We start from the raw sequence: 17,445 nt of genomic DNA on the forward strand, positions 1-17,445 counted from the left end.
CGTGCTCCTCTACCATAAATAGAAGAATGCAAAAATAAACACCCACACCAAATCCACGAAGTGCCAGTAAAGCCCGGCTATCTCGACGTTCTGATAGTTTCCGGAGCGCTCATAATCTCCCCGCAATACTTTCAGCGCCACAATGCAGAGGTAGATGGCGCCGATTGACACATGCAGTCCGTGAAAACCGGTAATCATGAAAAAGCTGGCACCAAATTGCGCCGCTCCCATGGGGTTCCCCCAGGGACGCACCCCTTCTGCGATGAGCTTGCTCCATTCAAAGGCCTGCATGCTGACGAAGGTCACCCCCAAGGCAGCGGTCGCCAGCATCAGGGCCGTGGTTTTCGCTCGATCACGGCGATAGGCGAAATTGACGGCCATGGCCATGGTGCCGCTGCTACTGATCAGCACAAAGGTCATGATGGCGATCAGAATAAGCGGGATCTCTCTTCCGCCGATCGTCAATGCGAACACTTCACTGGGGTTCGGCCAGGCGGTAGTGATGGCCATGCGTACCGACATGTAGCCGGTCAGAAAACAGGTGAATATAAAAGTGTCGCTGAGCAGGAATATCCACATCATCGCCTTGCCCCAGTGGACCTGCTTGAAGGCCTCTTTATCCGAGGACCAGTCGCTGGCGATGCCCTGCCATCCCGGTGCAGGCGGCGGAGCTGGTGGATTGGATGAACGGCTCTCGGTTTGGGCTTGGGTTTGTGGGTGCAATGCCATGGCTTTTCACCTCAGGCCGCAGAATCTGGCGATGGCTTCATAGGTTTGTGGCGTGCTGGCCAGCAGCGCGAATAGTACGAACCAGAGACCCAACAAGTAATGCCAATAGATGGCACAGAGTTCTACGCTGGCGCCCAGTTGCGCCAGTGGCACATGACGCAGGAATTTAGCGACGATCCAGCACCAGGCGATCACCCCGCCCAGCAGGTGGAGCCCATGCAGCCCGGTCAACAGGTAGAAGAAACTGTTGGCCGGATTGCTGGCCACAAAGTAGCCCCAGGCGACAAACTGCTGCCAGACCCAGAGTTGCCCCGCCAGAAAGGCAATAGCAAAAACGCCCCCCAATGCAAAACCGATCATGGTTGCGCCCAGCCGAGCCTGTCGGGCGGCCATGCGCGACCACTGCAGTGCAATGCAACTGAGTACCAGAAAAGCCGAGTTCAGCCAGAGCGGCCGCAGATTGGCCAACGGCGCCAAAGGCTCTGTCAGGGGTTCCCAGTCGGCCAATTGTGAGCGAGCAATAAAGGCGATCAGAAAGAGGAAGAATAACGAGCTCACCACCACCAGAAACAGGCGCAGGCCGACTCTTGCGGTTTGGCTTGGATCAGCCCCCCCGGCAGCCTGAATCCCCCCAGGGTCGCGACTCCAACTGCCGCCGGGGTCAGCGCTGCCGGCGTTTTTCAATAGCAGCCTGTTCATGTCTTGATGTCCGCCTTAGTTCCGGCACTGAGTTGTCGCATGTGCTCCAGTTCATCGACGGAGACCGTTTGCGGAACGAAATCCTGTTCTATCCCCGGCACACTGTAGTCATAGGCCCAGCGATGCACGACCGGCAACTTCTCTCCCCAGTTACCGTGTTTCGGCGGAGTGTCCGGCGTTTGCCATTCCAGGCTCGCCGCGCCCCAGGGATTGCTGCCTGCCGGCTTGCCCTTGAATGCACTCCAGGCCAGGTTGAACAGGAACAGCAATTGGGAAACCCCGACAGTCAATGCGACTACCGTAATGAAGGCATTCAACTCTTGCGCGGATTGCGGGATGAACGCGTAGTTTTCATAGGCATAGTAGCGGCGTGGCATGCCCTGGAACCCCAGGTAGTGCATGGGGAAGAAGATGGCGTAGGTGCCCAGAAAGGTAATCCAGAAATGCAGCTTGCCCAGGGTGTCGTTCAACATGCGCCCGGTCACTTTCGGGAACCAGTGATAAATGCCGCCGAACACCACCAGTACCGGTGCGACCCCCATGACCATATGAAAGTGGGCCACGACGAAATAAGTGTCCGAGAGCGGTATATCCACGATCACATTGCCCAGAAACAACCCGGTCAGACCGCCGACCAGGAAGGTGACGATAAAGGCCAGGGCAAACAGCATCGGCACGGTCAGATGGATGTCGCCGCGCCACAGGGTCAATATCCAGTTATAGACTTTCAGCGCGGTCGGCACCGCGATGACCAAAGTGGTGACGGCGAAAAAAAAGCCAAAGTACGGGTTCATTCCGCTGACATACATATGGTGCGCCCAGACCACAAAACTGAGTACGCCAATCGCGATAATGGCCCACACCATCATTCGGTAACCGAAGATATTTTTACGCGCATGGGTGCTGATCAAGTCGGAGACCAGGCCAAATGCAGGGAGCGCGACGATGTAGACCTCCGGGTGGCCGAAGAACCAGAACAGGTGCTGGAACAATATCGGGCTGCCACCCTGGTGACCGAGCGGCTGCCCCAGCGAGACCATCGCCGGCATAAAGAAGCTGGTGCCCAATAGCTTGTCGAACAGCATCATGATCGCGCTGACAAATAACGCCGGAAAGGCCAGCAAGGCCATGATCGAGGCCATGAAGATGCCCCATACCGAGAGCGGCATGCGAAACAATGTCATGCCGTGCGTGCGCGCCTGCAACACCGTGGTGACGTAGTTCAACCCGCCCATGGTGGTTGCGACAATAAAAATCGCCAGTGAGACGAGCATCAGTACGATGCCCCACTCCACTCCCGGTGTGCCCTGAGTAATGGACTGTGGCGGATAGAGCGTCCAGCCCGACCCCGTGGGGCCGCCAGGCACAAAGAAACCGGCGAGCAACACCAGTACCGCCAGCAGGTAGGTCCAGTAACTCAGCATGTTGACATAAGGAAAGACCATGTCACGGGCGCCCACCATCAGTGGGATCAGATAGTTGCCGAAGCCACCCAGAAACAAGGCCGTCAGCAAGTAAATGACCATGATCATGCCGTGCATGGTCATCGCCTGATAATAAGTACTGGCGTCCATGAACGCCAAACTGCCGGGGAAACCTATCTGCAGGCGCATCAAACCGGACAACACCAACGCGATCAGCCCCACGAACAGAGCCGTCAAGGAATATTGAATGGCTATGACCTTGTGGTCCTGACTCCAGATGTATCTGGTCAGGAAACTCTTGGGTTCGTGCAACGCTTGTGTCTCGGCTTGCTCCGCATAGGCCATCACGTCATCCTCCTGTCGAAGTTTCAGTGTATTTCTGGCTGCTTTACGGCTACTTCCCTGGTTCTGCCTTGCTCGCATCAGCGTCAGTATTCGCTTTGGATTTGATAAAAGCGATCAGCGCATCCAGCTCCTTGTCACTCGGCGCCAAGCTCGGCATGACGGCGGCATAGCCCTTGACGATTTTGGCATTGGGATGAAGAACCGAATCTTTGAGATAGGCCTCATCAACCTTCACGCTCGTATCGTCGGCAAGGGTTTCCGTCTTGCCATACAGGCCCTGCCAGCTGGGACCGACGCCCTTGTTGCCATCGACACTGTGACAGGCCAGACAACCCAGCGATCCGGCCAGTCTCTGCCCCTGCGCCACCAGGTCTTCACCCGGACTGGACGCTTCGCCAGTCGAAGGTTCATTGGCTTGCCCCGCAGCACCCAGTGATTTGATCAGGGCGATGACAGCACCCAGTTCATCATCTTTGAGAGTATAGGCCACCATCACCGGCGGGTAGCCCTGTACCAGGCGGGCCTTCGGATCGAGAATCGACTCTTTCAGGTAGGCCTCGTCGACTTGCACACGGGTGCCATCGGCAAGCTGTTCAGCGCGCCCGTACAACCCCTTCCATCCCGGGCCGAGACTGGCACTGCCATCCTGGCTATGACAGGCCTTGCAGCCGAGTTGTTCGACCAACTGCCGGCCTTTTTCCAGCAGGCTGTCCCGACTGGGCCGGGCCGCTGTCGTCAATGTCTGCGCAAAAGTCGGTTGGCCTTTTAGCCATTGATCGAAGACGCCCTGCTCTTCCACGATCATATGGCCGCGCATGTTGTAATGACCTACACCACAAAACTCAGCGCACAGGACTTCGTATTTTCCGGTTTTAGTCGGCGTAAACCAAAAGTACGACACCATCCCTGGCACCATGTCCATCTTGCTGCGAATTTGCGGTACATAGAAATCGTGCAGGACATCTTTAGCGCGCAGCAAGACTTTCACCGGCCGATCGAGCGGCAGGCGAACTTCATTATTCATTACCAGCACATCGTCCTGCCCTGCAGGATCCTTGGGATCAAGGCCGAGGGGATTGGCGGAATCAACAAACCTGATATCCGACTTGCCCAACTTCCCGTCCTGACCGGGAAAACGAAAGGCCCACTGCCACTGCTGGGCGACCACTTCAAGTTCGTAAGCATTTTTCGGCACCCGGATGAAATCGTTATAAACAACCAGACCAGGCGCCAACATCCCGGCGATCCCTAGTGAGGTAACGATAATCAACCATAATTCCAGTTTTTTATTTTCTGGCTGATAGGCCGCCCGAGACCCCTTCTTGTGACGAAAGCGCATCACCGCTATCGCCATGAATACCGTGATGGCAATGAAAAATATTCCGCTGATGACCAGGGTAATGAACAGGGTGGTATCTATGGAGCCCCAGTTGGAAGCTGCCGGTGTCGCCTGCCAGGGCGCCAGTATGTTGAATAGCACTGATGCAATAACGATGAGTATCAAGACAATTGCTATTGCCATGTCCTCTTCATCCTATTCCTGTTGTTCATTGGTTATGCAACAGCATCGCCACTTACGTCCAGGCAGGGCAGACAAGTACCACCCATCCGGGCGGTAAAGTCAGTGAGAAGTATAGAACCATCGGCTTGTACCGTGAGGCCGGCAAGGGAGTTCCGTTTGCCGGCGGCTATACTTAATTTCTGATGACGGACGGCAGAGTGCGACCGGAGGCGGCCCCAAAGGATGAACCCTGCCCTTGTGCAGTCATCAAACATAAGTGATGGCATTGAGCAGGGACGATAGCTACGCCGTTCAGCAATCCACATGGGAGGTTTCGTCATGAGTGCCTTGACGATCGAAGGCTGGTGCAAGCCCAACCCCGACCAGAAGTCCATCCCGATCGGTGAGATCCATTTTTACGTCGACGGCCCTCTCCATATCCGTCTGGAGGACGCCGAAGAGCACCTGCAGAAGACCCACGAGCCTGAAGCCATGGTCGATGTCGATATGGACTCGATGGAGTTGATCATGCCCGAGGGATACGCCCCCTTGTCCGACTGTAAAATGCGTGTCTATCTGCACGACGAACGCGGTCAGTTTCATCTGGTCGGGCACCGTGCGAGCGACGGCAGCTTGGTCTATACCAACGCGGTGTTGATCGATCAGCTTATTGAGTAACGGTCAGGTGCCTTGGGAGGTGCCGAACTGGCGTTTGAATGCGCGAGTGTGGCGCCGCCACGTGCATGCGCCAGAGCGTCAGGTATTGCATCGACTGGAGAGTCGCGACTCAGACAGCAACCATTAATTCCATCAGTTATTTGTGTGAGGAGCATTCGTTCTATCGAGCCCGGTTCAGGTAGCTAATCTTCTGACGTTGAGGGGGGAACCTTCAGAAAGGCGAAAGCATATGGACGCAAAACTGATCGAAACCGACTACCTGATCATCGGTGCTGGCGCGACGGCCATGGCTTTCGTCGATACGCTACTCAAGGAAACGAATGCACGCATCATAATGGTGGATCGACACGACCGACCTGGCGGGCACTGGAATGATGCCTACCCGTTCGTGCGATTGCACCAGCCCTCGGCCTTCTATGGCGTCAACTCACGAGAACTGGGCAGCGCAACGAAAGACCAGGCCGAACTCAACGAAGGCCTGTATGAGCTAGCCTCCGGCGCCGAGGTGGTGAGCTATTTCGACCAGGTGATGAATCAGCAGTTTCTGCCGTCAGGTCAAGTCCGTTACTTCCCCATGTGCAACTACACCGGCGACCGCATTGACGACCACCGGTTTACCTCGCTGGTCAGCGGCGTCAACCATCAGGTCCGGGTGCACAAAAAGGTGGTAGATGCCACCCATGCCCAGACGGCAGTTCCCTCGACCCACCCGCCCAGGTACAGGGTGGAACCCGGCGTGCAATGCGTGCCACTGAACGACCTGCCGAAGATCCGCCACCCGCCCTCTGGCTACGTAGTGGTGGGATCGGGCAAGACCGGGATCGACGCTTGCCTGTGGTGTCTGCAAAACGGTGTTGCGCCCGCAAAAATCTGCTGGATCATGCCGAACGATCCGTGGTTGATCGACCGGGCCAACCTGCAACCGGGCCCTGACAGCTTCGAACGAACCATCGGCGGCCTCATGGCACAATTCGAGGCCATCGCAGCCGCAGACTCGATCCCGGACCTGTTCGAAAGGCTTGAGGCCGCGGGCCAACTCCTGCGCCTGGACAAGTCCGTCGACCCCACTGCCTACCGCTGCGCCACCGTCACTCAGGCGGAATTACGCGAGCTTCGACGCATCGGCAACATCGTGCGCCTGGGCAGGGTGCGGGTTATCGAGCCAACGCGCATCGTGCTTGACCGGGGCAGCATCGCCACCAGCCCAGGTACTCTGCACATTGATTGCAGCGCCAGTGCCATCCCGTCACTGCCTGAAATGAAGGTGTTCGACGGCGCCAGGATCAACCTGTTGATGGTCAGCAGTTGCCAACCCGTGTTCAGCGCGGCCCTGATCGCTTATGTGGAAAGCCACCTGACCGATCAAACACAAATGAACGCGCTTTGCACGATGGTCCCCCCGCCTCACGTGCCCACGGACTGGATCAGAATGTGGGCGGTCTACCTGGGTAACCAACTACGCTGGGGAGAGCATGAAGGCCTGTCGCGCTGGATCAGGCAGTCACGCTTGTTCTTTCTGACTGCGGTGCTCAGGGGCCTGCAAGAAACCGACACCGAGAAAATGGCACAACTGTATCGGCTTTCTGTCAGCAGGCAGAAGGCTCAGGCGAATCTGCCGCGGTTGCTGGAGTCCATCGCTTGAATGGCAGGAAGCGCACATGAACGAGCCACACCTGGAAATGCTCGACATCAATGGCATCCGCATGCGGGTCGCCACCCAGGGTTGCGGCCCGTTGGTCTTGCTATGCCACGGATTCCCGGAGCTGTGGTACTCGTGGCGCAACCAGCTTGCGGCGTTGGCGAGCGCCGGCTATAGGGCGGTCGCACCCGACATGCGTGGTTATGGCGGCACCGATGCGCCGGCCGAACCCGACGCCTACACCACGCTCCACCTGGTAGGCGATATGGTGGAGTTGGTCAACGCACTCGGCGAACAACAAGCCGTGATCGTCGGTCATGACTGGGGCGCGCTGGTGGCATGGAGCGCAGCCATGATGCGACCCGATCTGTTCCGCGCAGTGGTCGGCATGAGCGTTCCCTTCTCGCCACCGGGTCGTTTGGAGCCCTTGGGCGCGCTTGCCGCGCGGGGTATCAGTGACTTTTATATCCAGTACTTCCAGACGCCGGGTGTGGCCGAGGCCGAGCTGGAAAGCGATGTCGAGTCGTCGATCCGGCGCATCTACTTCAGTGGCTCGGGTGACGGGCCCGACGGGCCGGTGTTCGGCCGGCTGCAGCCGGGCCAGGGCTTCCTGGGAGGGATGAGCGAGCCCGAAACCCTGCCCGCCTGGCTAAGCCTTGCGGATATTGCCTACTACTCCGGCGAATTCACCCGCAGCGGATTTCGCGGCGGCTTGAACTGGTACCGCAACATTACGCGCTCATGGGCACTGCTGGCGCCCTGGCGCGGTTGCATTATCCGCCAGCCATCGATGTTCATAGCCGGGAGCCGCGACGGCGTGCTGAAGTTTCCGGGCTCTGCGCGGCAGATCGAAGCCTTCGCGCAGACACTGCCGGGCCTGCGCGGGTGTCATATCCTCGAAGGTGTCGGCCACTGGATACAGCGAGAGCGCGCGACAGAGGTCAATGAGCTGCTACTGGGCTTGCTGAAACAACTCTGATGACGTATCACCAGCGCTTAATCCATATTCTCATTTGTATTTGCTTGATACTGCCGTTTCAAATCGTCAAGGGTTCAATCCATCCGGGAGGCTGCTCCAACAGGTCAAGCAACCGAGGCTCAATCGAAGTCGCCGTTACCTCGAGCAGGGCCAGCGTGACAGGCAGCTTGAAGCGTCGTCGCCCCGCGCTGCCAGGATTGACAAACAATCGCTCCCCACGCCATTCCATGCGTGGCTTGTGGGAGTGGCCGGTGATCACCAGCTTTATGCCTGGGTCCAGATCGACCGGAACATCGGCAATGTCATGCACCAACAGCGCCTGCCAACCGTTGAGGTCCAATCGCAGAAAATCAGGGAGATGTCCTGCCCATGCCTGGTTTTGATCATTGTTCCCGCGCACGACATGCAGCGCAGCGATAGCCGCCAGTCGCTCAAGAATTTCCGGGCTACCGATGTCGCCGGCATGAATGATCCGCTCGCACCCCGCCAGGGCGGCGAGCGCTTCGGGGCGGAGCAAGCCGTGGGTATCGGAAATCACTCCAACTTTCATGCACGCTCCAGAACGATAGGGGCAATGGCCCGAATAATATTTGGACACCAGGGAATCGAACGGTACCCAAAGCGGTCCAACACCTGCGCAAGCTGCCCGAATGATCGCCTGCCGACCGCCATTGCCTCTGGGAGAACCAATTGTCACCTGCCTTTATGCGTCAACTTGTTCGCTTGGCGATACCGCTCTTCTGCGTTGGTACTTCGTTCTCTGCTTTCGCCTGCCCGCAAGGTCAGTACCAGGTCTGCGTGGGCGCTTGTTTTTGTGCTCCAGGCGCCAAAGGGGACGTTGGGGAGCTCTTCGATAACATGAACCGGATGGCGGCCGTCGGTTTACAGGGCTGGATCGTGCAATCGCGCAATACCCTGGCAAGGGGTGATATCCGGCCAGTCCCGCTGAATATCCGGGCCCAGCTCGAACCCTACTATGACATTGGAGTGCTCGACTCGGCTCGCTACAAGGTTGGCGACGATACGGAACTGAACGCCGCAAATGCCATGCTGCAGAATCCCGATGTCAATGCAGTCACCCTTGTCGACATCATCGTCTTTCGCAATCCCGATGATGCACTGAACAATGTCGCGCTGTGGGCGCACGAACTCAAGCACGTGCAGCAGTACCAGCAATGGGGCGTCAGCGAGTTCGCCACTCGCTATACCCGTGATTACTCAGCCGTCGAAACGCCTGCTTACAAGATCCAGGCCCAGGTAGCCAGTGCGCTGAGGGCCAGCGTGGCCCAGTCAGGGTCTCCTCGGGTTCCTTCAGTGGGCGCAGCGATAACCCATGAGTAGCTATGCTTGGTTTATTGGCAGACTCTGGTAGCAACATCGTGAAAGGAGGCGTTTGAGATGCAACTCATCACGTTGAAAATCGACAAACCGGATGTGACGAATTTCATTCTGGGTCAGACGCACTTCATCAAGTCCGTCGAAGACATCCACGAAGCACTGGTCAATGCCGTGCCAGGTATCCAGTTTGGCGTGGCCTTTTGCGAAGCCTCTGGCAAGTGCCTGGTGCGATGGTCTGGCACTGACGCCGCAATGATTGAACTTGCACAGAAGAATGCGCAAGCCATCGCCGCAGGCCATAGCTTCATCATCTTCCTGGGCGACGGCTTCTATCCGCTGAACGTGTTGAACACCATCAAAATGGTTCCAGAGGTATGCCGTATTTTTTGTGCAACCGCCAATCCAGTCGAAGTGATTCTCGCTGAGACGCAACAAGGGCGAGCAATCCTCGGGGTAGTGGATGGCTTCTGTGCCCAAGACATTGAAGGCGACGAAGACATCCAGTGGCGCAAGAACCTGTTGCGGCAGATTGGCTACAAGCTGTGAATTGCAGAGCGGGCATTTCGTGAGAAAGGGACTGGTTTGACTTCGTCTGGCTGAACATCCGCGACGTGTCGTTTGCAGCGGCTCGCGGATGGCCGCCGGCCATCCGCGAGCCAGTGCCATCAAGCCAGCAGCTTAAGCTCGTCTTTACCGTACTTGAGCGATTTCTCGTCTGGAATCATCAGGCCGGTGTGCTCGTCGCGCCCCTGCAGGACGAAGCGGGCGTCCGGCTTGCCCAGTTGGGTAGCGGCCTGCAGGCTGTCGGCGCCGATCTCGCCCTTCTTCATGCGGTTGACGATCACCCCCACCGCCGTATCGTTGAAGTCGCGCAGCATCCAGGCATCGCCATCGCTGTCGCCAGCCACCAACACCGGGCCATAGCCCTTCTGTTTAACCAGCACGTTCTTGATGCCGACGGTCTTGCCCGGACCGTAATTGAAGTGCCAGTCTGGCTGATAGCGAGTGGTGTACTTGCCGTCTTCCATCGCCATGCGCAGGCCGATCACGTTCTCAGGCGGCACGCCGTATCCGTAATGAGGGTTGCCCGCGAACACCCGTACCACATCGTCGATCGAGGCGGTGCTGATATAGACGTCGATGCCGTTGGCGCGCAGCGTGTGCATCAGGCCACGAATCTCCTCATGGATACGAATGCCATGGAAGTGGGTATCGGCCACCACCCCGGCCCTGCCCGGTAATGTGCGCGAACTCTCGTACTTGACCTTGCGCAGCGCATCGCCGATGGCGTAGTTGTTGGAAGCCTCGGCCATCGCCTGCAACTCGGCCGTGGTCATGTTCTTGTAGAAATACAGAATCCACTTGTAGCCGATCTCCACCGGATAACTGTCGCAGATCGCGTCGTACATGAAGTAGAGCTTGGCGAGAAAATCCTTGTACTGCTCGCTGGCCTGGATCTCTTCCAGGCTCTTGTCGCCAGCGAGCCCCTTGTAGTTGGCGTGCAACCAGCGGTAATCCGCTTCCACATCGCTGGCGATGTCTTCCATCTTGACTGGCTTGCCGTCCACCGTGGCGTAGTCCTTCATGAACGCGCCGTTCGGCACGTCCTGACGCACCACGGCAGCGAACTCATCAGGCGTCAGCCTGTACTGCAAATGATTGATCTGGTAGACCAGCAGCGCTTCTTCACAGTCGTTCATGATGCAGGTGTTGTCCCAATCGAACACCGCGTAAGGGCGCTGGTCAGGACGGTAGGACGGGCTTTTGACGCCGTGCTTATCGATCACCGCTTGCAGACGCTTTTGGTTAAGCGGCGACCAGCGCGCTGGGTCCAGCGCACTCGGTGTGGCCGCAGGCGTGGCGGCTTGCGTTATACGCGATGACAACAACAGCGGAGAGACGACGGAAACGGTGGCGAGGGTGTTCAGAAACTGGCGACGCTGCATGGCATAGCTCCTACTTCTAGACGAGAGGTTACAACCGAGGCGATGGCGAAAGCGTGTTTCGATATACGAACGAGGGGAAGAGCCCGTCCGGCCACGAGGCTAGCTTCAAATACACAAAAAAACAATATTGCCTCAATAATACACAAATCTGACGCACAGACCGGGTCAGCTCAATGATCCTGGGGCCGCACCAAACTTGACAGCGACTGACGCCCCTCCACAATGCGTGCTCGGACAGCGACTCGAACAGCAGGGACACCCGGTATGTGGCAAGAAGAGCGTTACCAGCGGATCCGCGCACTGCTATCGACCTTGCAGCGCGTCACCACCGACCGCATCGTCACGGAGCTGAATGTTTCTCGCGAGACTGTGCGGCGCGACCTGGTCGCTCTGGAAGAACAGGGAGAGTTGAAGCGGATACACGGCGGCGCCATCCGCGTTGAGGACGAAGCGCCCATCGCCGAGCGGGCGCAAAGCAACGTCAAGTTCAAGCGTGACCTCGCGCGCGCCGCGGTCAGTCTGCTGTCACATGGGCAGACAGTGTTCATCGACGCGGGCACTACCACCGCCATCCTTGCCGAGGAGTTGGCCAAGCTGGGAGGACTGACCGTGATCACCAACTCGTTCAACGTGGCACTGCAACTGCGCAACCCCGCCGCGTCGGGCGGTCGGCACAACGAGGTGCTCGTATTGGGCGGTTCACTCGACGATCGTGCGCCGGCAACGGTCGGCAGCACCACGGTGGCGGAAATTGCCCGCTATCGGGCCGACCTGGCGCTGTTGTCGCCGGTCGGCATCGACGCCCAGCGCGGTGCCAGCAACTACGACCACCGCGAAGCCGAAGTAGCGCGCGCCATGGCCGACAATGCCGAAGGCGTAGTCATCCTCGCCGATTACAGCAAGATTGGCGTGGAGAGCCGCGTCGCTTTCTGCCCGCCAGAACGCATCGACGTGCTCATCACCAACCACAAGGCCAGTACCGAAGCGGCGTTCGCCGCACTGAACGCCAAGCTGAAACGTATTGTCCTGGTGTAGCGGTGGTTTGGCGGTTGCAACAGGCATTGACGCAGCGTGATGCTCAAGTGCAGGCAACCGGGTAGATCTTGCACGATGCGACTCGCGGCGCTGGCAAACTGACGGTAACTGTATTGGCTGCGGTCGCCTGCAATGGGGCGGTTGCTGCACTTGGTGATGGGTAGAAACCGGCCAGGAGCGGACATAAAGATGGCAAACCTCAAAGGGGCCGAACACTGAGGCCGTCGACTATTTAAGCAGCGGTTCCCTAGCGGGCGTTCTCAATTAGTTTTCCCCGCGTGAAAACTAATTGAGAACGCTCCCCCTAGAACTTTTCCTTATTTATCGGTCTATGTGGGTAGGCACATCCGCTCGGTAAGCGCGAGCTCGCAGGCCTCCCGCAGCCAGATGGCCATACCCCCAAATGTCAACCAGAGGTTTTCTTCGCTCATGAAATTCCATGACCCACGGATGGTGCTCTTCGGCCTGTTCGCGTTCGCGGCAATGGGCTCGGCATCAGCAACACAGATGAAGACCTCAAGCTCTGTTTTTGCAACTGAAGTCGCAGCCGTTCAGGTTCCGGTCCAGGCTGCCGGCAACCCTTGGCCGACCCTGGCCAGCATGGCCGGCAAGCAGCCAGGGCCATTGCTTGCCCATGACGACCGATACTGGCATGACGGCCGTTGGCACGATCGTAGAGACGATTGGCGCCGGGACGACTGGCGTAGAGAACAGTGGCGTAGAGAACAAGCCCGTCGAGAAGCCCTGCGCCATCGTGATTGGGAATACCACCAGGATCGGGCCATGCGGTACCGCTACGAGGACGATCGCCGCTACTATCGTCGCTAGTGCCCGCACGATGAAGGCAGCACCTTCCGGGCCTTGCTGGCCAAGGCCCGCAGCCGCAGCGCCACCGAGATGCTCAATGACGAACGCTTGAGCCTCACCGAGGTTGCCGAGCGACTGGGTTTGAGTGACCTGTCGAGCTTTTCCCAGGCACTCAAGCGCTGGTATGGGGTAGCTCCGAATCATTTCTCGCTGCTAAAAAGTAGCGGTGGCGTGTGCTGGATGACGAACTGGAGTGATCAATGAGCTCAGTTCACACCGCCCCAAGACGCTCGCCTGAGCAGCCTCCTGATTCAACGAATCAAGTCACGGATATTTACCTATAGAGCAGATCCTTATACGATGAAGTCCGTTCTACTGCGCGCCATCAGGTCTGAGTAAGCTATGGTTGTTATGCATAACAAAGCGATCTAACAAAATGTGCTCTATAGCCACGACAATTTTGCGTAGAAAACCAAGCAGAATCTGCATGCAGATTCAACTATTTCTACAACTAAATACAATACCATTGAGCACTGAACAATGAGCAACCCTGATTCTCCGCCCGAAAGCTCTAAAGCTTTCAGTATCGTCATAGTGAATTACAAAACACCGGAAATAACCAAGATATGCCTGGACTTGTTGCACCAACATCTGGGCAGCAAAGGCGTCCCGATTTGGGTGGTTGACAACTATTCTGCCGATGAAAGCACTGAGTATCTACGAACGCTTGACTGGATCAATTTAATCGAGCGTTCTGTTACTGAACCAGAGCCGGGCCACATCGCGCATGGCAAGGCACTGGACCTGGTTCTGGAGCGGATTGACACTGATTATTTATTCTTGATGCACACTGATACATTTGTTTTCGATAAAAATGTTTTTCCGATGATGCTGAATAAATGCCTGAAAAACCCAAAGGTCGTGGCCGTCGGTTGTGTTGAGCAATTAAATCGCGGCACCACCAGAACTTTTTGGCGCTTTAGCTCGCGGCTATTCAAACATCATTTCCGACGTCTGAAAATCTCGATGGGATTGCGCTCCAGAGAGCCGAAACCGTACAAAGAAGTCTACTTGAAAAGTTTCTGCACATTGTGGAACTGCAAACTCATTAAACAGCACGACTTGCATTTTTCGATGGATGACCGTGTACCTGGCTATACTCTCCAGGACCGCATGACCGAGCTTGGCTATGTCGTTGAAATGTTATCGCCGCGTAAAATATTCAGTTACCTGGATCACATTCAGGCCGGCACTGTCGCGGCGGCTGGCGGCTATGACAAGACTCATAGACGAACCAAAATGTACAACAACATCCTTAAGCGTCTGAACAAGGACGACAAAAAAAATTAAGCTGCGAACAGACGCAATGAGCCGTGCGCTCAACGCTGTTTGACGTCACCTATAAGTCTTTATATCAAGTTATTGGAGCGGTAATGGCCCCCATCACTCAAGCACTACCTATCACCCTGTCCCCGGAGCTTGATTTCGACCAAAACGCCGCCAGCGCCTTTGGTGAGTCATTGACCAGTCGCTATGCTCAGGCTACGCCATTTCCGCACATCGTCATCGACAACTTCTTGCACGAAGACCTGATTGCAAGTATCTGCTCGCACTTCCCGACCGAGCCAACCAACAACGAAATGCTCTACGAGCGAGGCTATAAAGGTCAACGAAAACGTCAAATCAGTCCCAACGAATGCGCCCCCCATTTGAAAGCTGTTTTCAACATTTTCAACTCGGCGCCCATGTTGCAGTTTCTTGAAAAGCTCACAGGCATCGAAGGTTTGATACCCGACCCCTACTTTGTCGGTGGCGGCCTGCATGAAACCAAAAGCGGTGGTTTCCTGGGGGTGCACTCCGACTTCAGGCTCAATAAAAAGCTCAATGTCGAGCGCCGACTGAATATCATCATTTATCTGACTGAAGACTGGCGAGAGGAATACGGCGGCAACCTGGAACTTTGGGATGTCGACATGAAGACCTGCCTTAAAAAAATCCTGCCGATTTACAATCGTTGTGTCATTTTCAATACGGACAAAGACAGTAATCATGGGCACCCGGAGCCTTTAACGACGCCAGAGCACATCACCCGCAGGTCTATAGCACTTTATTACTACACCGCAGGAACCATGGTGATCGATCCTGCACAAAGAAACAAAACCCACTACAAACCAAGGCCAAAAGATCGTTTCAGCCTTAAGTACTACATGAATAAACTAATCAAGAAGAAAAACTGAACTGTATCGCCAGACGATCGAGTTCGTGCTTTTTTGAGCGTTAGCTTGCCAATCAGGATATGCCCCCATGCTCAGTGACAGCGTCGATCAAATGGCCCATGGGGGCGCGGGGATGAACTTTGACTCGATCCATTGTTTGAAGGCGGCGACCACGGCACTGGGAAATTTGGCCGATGGCCTGACCAGGTAGACCCCACCAGCGGCATCCAGTTGCCAGTCAGGCAGGACATGCAACAGCCGCCCGGCAACGATATCACGACTCATCAACCAGTCACCGGCGCCCAGTATTCCCGCACCCGCGCGGGCCGCTGCCAGTAATGATTCACTGTCATTGGCCGTCAGGTTGCCTTTCGGAGAAACCGTCTGCAGCTCATCGCCGCGATGGAGTCTCCACTGAGGAAAAGACGCAAGACCGCTGAAGCGAAGGCAATTGTGCCTGACCAGATCCTGTGGCGTTTCGGGCATGCCGTGCTCTCTGATGTAAGCAGGCGAGGCACACAGTATCCGGCGATGATCGCTCAGCTTTCTGGCGATCAACCGGTTGTCTTCCAACTCTCCGATTCGGATGGCAGCGTCAAAACCTTCATCAATGATGTCGACCAGACGCTCGCTATAGTCTGCAAGGATCGAGACATGCGGATAAGCCTTGAGAAACTCCGGCAGCATCGGGCCAAGCCAACGCCTTCCCATGGCTGCGGGCAATGCAAGTCGCAACGTACCCCGAGTTTCGCTGGCACCTTCGGCCGCTTGCTGCTGCGCCTCATTCATCAATTCGATGGCTGAGCGAAGACGCTGCTCCAGCTTGGCACCGACTTCGGTAATTCGCACCTGCCGGGTCGAACGCTCCACGAGCCGAACGCCAAGGCGCTTTTCCATGGCCGCGAGCCGCTTCGAGACGACGGTTGGGTGTCGCTGCAATAGCCGGCCGGCGCCGACAAATGAGCCTTGCGAGGCCACGGCCAGAAACGCAGCGATTTCGTCACTGTGCTGATTGTTCAGAACATCAGGATTCATGGTTTTAGAATGATCGCCCCCGATGTACGCCCCGACTCCAGGCCGGCATGCGCCAATGCTGCGTCAGCCAGTGAATGGCTAGCCCGGATCCTGGGTTTGATGATACCCGCACCGATGGCGGCCAACACATCCTGCGCTCGTTCCTGGTACTCAGAGGCACTCGCCGTATGGGCTGCCAACGAAGGACGTGTCAGGAACAGCGAACCTTTGGCGTTGAGTGTCGACAGTTCCACGGCTGACGGCGCACCGGATGAAGCGCCGAACGACACCATCACACCCCGTGGTCGCAAGCTGTCCAGGGAGGCCTGGAAAGAAACACGCCCTATCGGGTCATAGACGACGTCGACCTTTTTCCCGTTGGTGATACGAGCGACATTCGATGCCAGGCTGTCAGCATCGAACACCAGGACGTCATCGCATCCCGACGCCAGCGCTTTTTCGACACTGGCCTGCTTTGATACCACGCCGATCACGGTGGCCCCCAAGTGTTTTGCCCACGGCACCATGATTTCCCCCAGCCCTCCAGCCACACCGTAAAGGAGAATGGTTGTGCCGGGGCCCACAGGATAAGTGGTTTTCAAAAGGTACTGCGCAGTGATGCCCTTGAACATGACAGCTGCGGCATCGTCAAATGACAACGAATCTGGAATTTTAACCAGCCGCTCTGCCGGATAAAGCCGGGCCGACGCATAGGAACCCAAGGGGCCGGTGGCATAGGCGACGCGATCTCCAACTTGCACATTGCTGACACCGGCCCCCACAACGGCGACACGCCCAGCGCCTTCCAGCCCAAGTCCGGATGGCAACGCAACGGGCACCGCGCCCTTTCGTTGGCTGACGTCAAGGAAGTTGACACCAATAGCCTCTTGCTCGAGCCAGACCTCGCCTGGCCCTGGCGCTTGTTCGCTCAGTGTTTCCAGGTTCAGTACTTCAGGATTGCCGGGCTGGTTAAACCGGATCGCAGATACCATGGTCATTTCCCCTTCAGTCAGAAGCTGCCTTCATATAAGTGCCTCTAGTGTGAGAACTGACCCTGGAATGAACAAGACGGGTTGAATGCAGATCATTAGTGCA

General features: G+C 56.8%; 17 protein-coding genes and 1 pseudogene. 10 read left to right on the forward strand and 8 right to left on the reverse strand.

Features of this window, described 5'->3' with window-relative positions:
• Nucleotides 1–9: 9 nt before the first annotated feature.
• The 4 genes from KGA81_RS05865 to KGA81_RS05880 are packed head-to-tail and all read right to left on the reverse strand — an operon-like array spanning nt 10 to nt 4,719.
• Nucleotides 10–729, reverse strand: coding sequence for a heme-copper oxidase subunit III family protein (locus KGA81_RS05865; protein ID WP_223544961.1), 720 nt, complete (start codon nt 727–729; stop codon nt 10–12).
• Between the two features lie 6 nt (nt 730–735).
• A complete protein-coding gene (locus KGA81_RS05870; RefSeq protein WP_223544962.1) occupies nt 736–1,428 on the reverse strand; it encodes a cytochrome c oxidase subunit 3 in 693 nt (230 codons plus the stop codon).
• Nucleotides 1,425–3,197, reverse strand: a complete 1,773-nt coding sequence (gene ctaD / locus KGA81_RS05875; protein ID WP_223545191.1) for a cytochrome c oxidase subunit I — start codon at nt 3,195–3,197, stop codon at nt 1,425–1,427. The genes KGA81_RS05870 and ctaD overlap by 4 nt, the downstream gene beginning before the upstream one ends.
• A 49-nt stretch (nt 3,198–3,246) precedes the next feature.
• Complete coding sequence (locus KGA81_RS05880; RefSeq protein ID WP_223544963.1) at nt 3,247–4,719, reverse strand: cytochrome c oxidase subunit II; 1,473 nt, start codon at nt 4,717–4,719, stop codon at nt 3,247–3,249.
• Between the two features lie 318 nt (nt 4,720–5,037).
• Here KGA81_RS05880 and KGA81_RS05885 point away from each other — a divergent pair, with 318 nt between their 5' ends.
• The 3 genes from KGA81_RS05885 (at nt 5,038) to KGA81_RS05895 (ending at nt 7,994) form a co-directional block, all read left to right on the forward strand.
• Nucleotides 5,038–5,376, forward strand: a complete 339-nt coding sequence (locus KGA81_RS05885) for a hypothetical protein (RefSeq protein ID WP_223544964.1) — start codon at nt 5,038–5,040, stop codon at nt 5,374–5,376.
• 229 nt (nt 5,377–5,605) lie between these two features.
• On the forward strand, nt 5,606–7,018 hold the full coding sequence (locus tag KGA81_RS05890; protein ID WP_223544965.1) for an NAD(P)-binding protein: 1,413 nt from the start codon (nt 5,606–5,608) through the stop codon (nt 7,016–7,018).
• A 16-nt stretch (nt 7,019–7,034) separates the two neighbouring features.
• Nucleotides 7,035–7,994 carry an alpha/beta fold hydrolase gene (locus tag KGA81_RS05895; RefSeq protein WP_223544966.1) on the forward strand — a complete coding sequence of 320 codons (960 nt, stop codon included), beginning with the start codon at nt 7,035–7,037 and terminating at the stop codon, nt 7,992–7,994.
• Nucleotides 7,995–8,052: 58 nt separating this feature from the next.
• Here the strand turns inward: KGA81_RS05895 and KGA81_RS05900 are convergent, their stop codons facing one another.
• Entirely contained in the window at nt 8,053–8,544 is a 492-nt protein-coding gene (locus tag KGA81_RS05900; RefSeq protein ID WP_223544967.1) for a metallophosphoesterase family protein, read from the reverse strand.
• Nucleotides 8,545–8,852: 308 nt separating this feature from the next.
• Between KGA81_RS05900 and KGA81_RS05905 the strand changes: the two genes are divergently transcribed.
• Together KGA81_RS05905 and KGA81_RS05910 are read left to right on the forward strand one after the other, a co-directional pair.
• Entirely contained in the window at nt 8,853–9,335 is a 483-nt protein-coding gene (locus tag KGA81_RS05905) for a DUF4157 domain-containing protein (RefSeq protein WP_317850774.1), read from the forward strand.
• Nucleotides 9,336–9,392: 57 nt separating this feature from the next.
• Complete coding sequence (locus KGA81_RS05910) at nt 9,393–9,878, forward strand: adenosine-specific kinase (protein ID WP_223544968.1); 486 nt, start codon at nt 9,393–9,395, stop codon at nt 9,876–9,878.
• 119 nt (nt 9,879–9,997) lie between these two features.
• On the opposite strand, the gene KGA81_RS05915 is transcribed toward KGA81_RS05910, so the two are convergent.
• Nucleotides 9,998–11,278, reverse strand: coding sequence for a haloacid dehalogenase-like hydrolase (locus KGA81_RS05915; protein WP_223544969.1), 1,281 nt, complete (start codon nt 11,276–11,278; stop codon nt 9,998–10,000).
• A 264-nt stretch (nt 11,279–11,542) separates the two neighbouring features.
• Here KGA81_RS05915 and KGA81_RS05920 point away from each other — a divergent pair, with 264 nt between their 5' ends.
• From KGA81_RS05920 to KGA81_RS05940, 5 genes and pseudogenes are all read left to right on the forward strand, one after another.
• A complete protein-coding gene (locus KGA81_RS05920) occupies nt 11,543–12,313 on the forward strand; it encodes a DeoR/GlpR family DNA-binding transcription regulator (RefSeq protein WP_223544970.1) in 771 nt (256 codons plus the stop codon).
• A 429-nt stretch (nt 12,314–12,742) separates the two neighbouring features.
• Complete coding sequence (locus KGA81_RS05925) at nt 12,743–13,141, forward strand: hypothetical protein (protein ID WP_223544971.1); 399 nt, start codon at nt 12,743–12,745, stop codon at nt 13,139–13,141.
• 27 nt (nt 13,142–13,168) lie between these two features.
• Nucleotides 13,169–13,384: pseudogene (locus tag KGA81_RS05930) on the forward strand (helix-turn-helix domain-containing protein); the annotation flags it as partial.
• 276 nt (nt 13,385–13,660) lie between these two features.
• Nucleotides 13,661–14,470 carry a glycosyltransferase gene (locus tag KGA81_RS05935; RefSeq protein WP_223544973.1) on the forward strand — a complete coding sequence of 270 codons (810 nt, stop codon included), beginning with the start codon at nt 13,661–13,663 and terminating at the stop codon, nt 14,468–14,470.
• A gap of 83 nt (nt 14,471–14,553) precedes the next feature.
• On the forward strand, nt 14,554–15,357 hold the full coding sequence (locus KGA81_RS05940; protein WP_223544974.1) for a 2OG-Fe(II) oxygenase: 804 nt from the start codon (nt 14,554–14,556) through the stop codon (nt 15,355–15,357).
• An 87-nt stretch (nt 15,358–15,444) separates the two neighbouring features.
• Here KGA81_RS05940 and KGA81_RS05945 read toward each other — a convergent pair whose 3' ends face one another.
• Nucleotides 15,445–16,371 carry a LysR family transcriptional regulator gene (locus tag KGA81_RS05945; RefSeq protein WP_223544975.1) on the reverse strand — a complete coding sequence of 309 codons (927 nt, stop codon included), beginning with the start codon at nt 16,369–16,371 and terminating at the stop codon, nt 15,445–15,447.
• Nucleotides 16,368–17,342, reverse strand: coding sequence for a quinone oxidoreductase family protein (locus KGA81_RS05950; protein ID WP_223545193.1), 975 nt, complete (start codon nt 17,340–17,342; stop codon nt 16,368–16,370). Before KGA81_RS05950 ends, KGA81_RS05945 begins: the two co-directional genes overlap by 4 nt.
• Nucleotides 17,343–17,445 lie beyond the last annotated feature (103 nt).

It is taken from the genome of Pseudomonas sp. A-B-19, assembly GCF_019947515.1.
In the GTDB taxonomy this organism is placed as follows: Bacteria; Pseudomonadota; Gammaproteobacteria; order Pseudomonadales; family Pseudomonadaceae; genus Aquipseudomonas.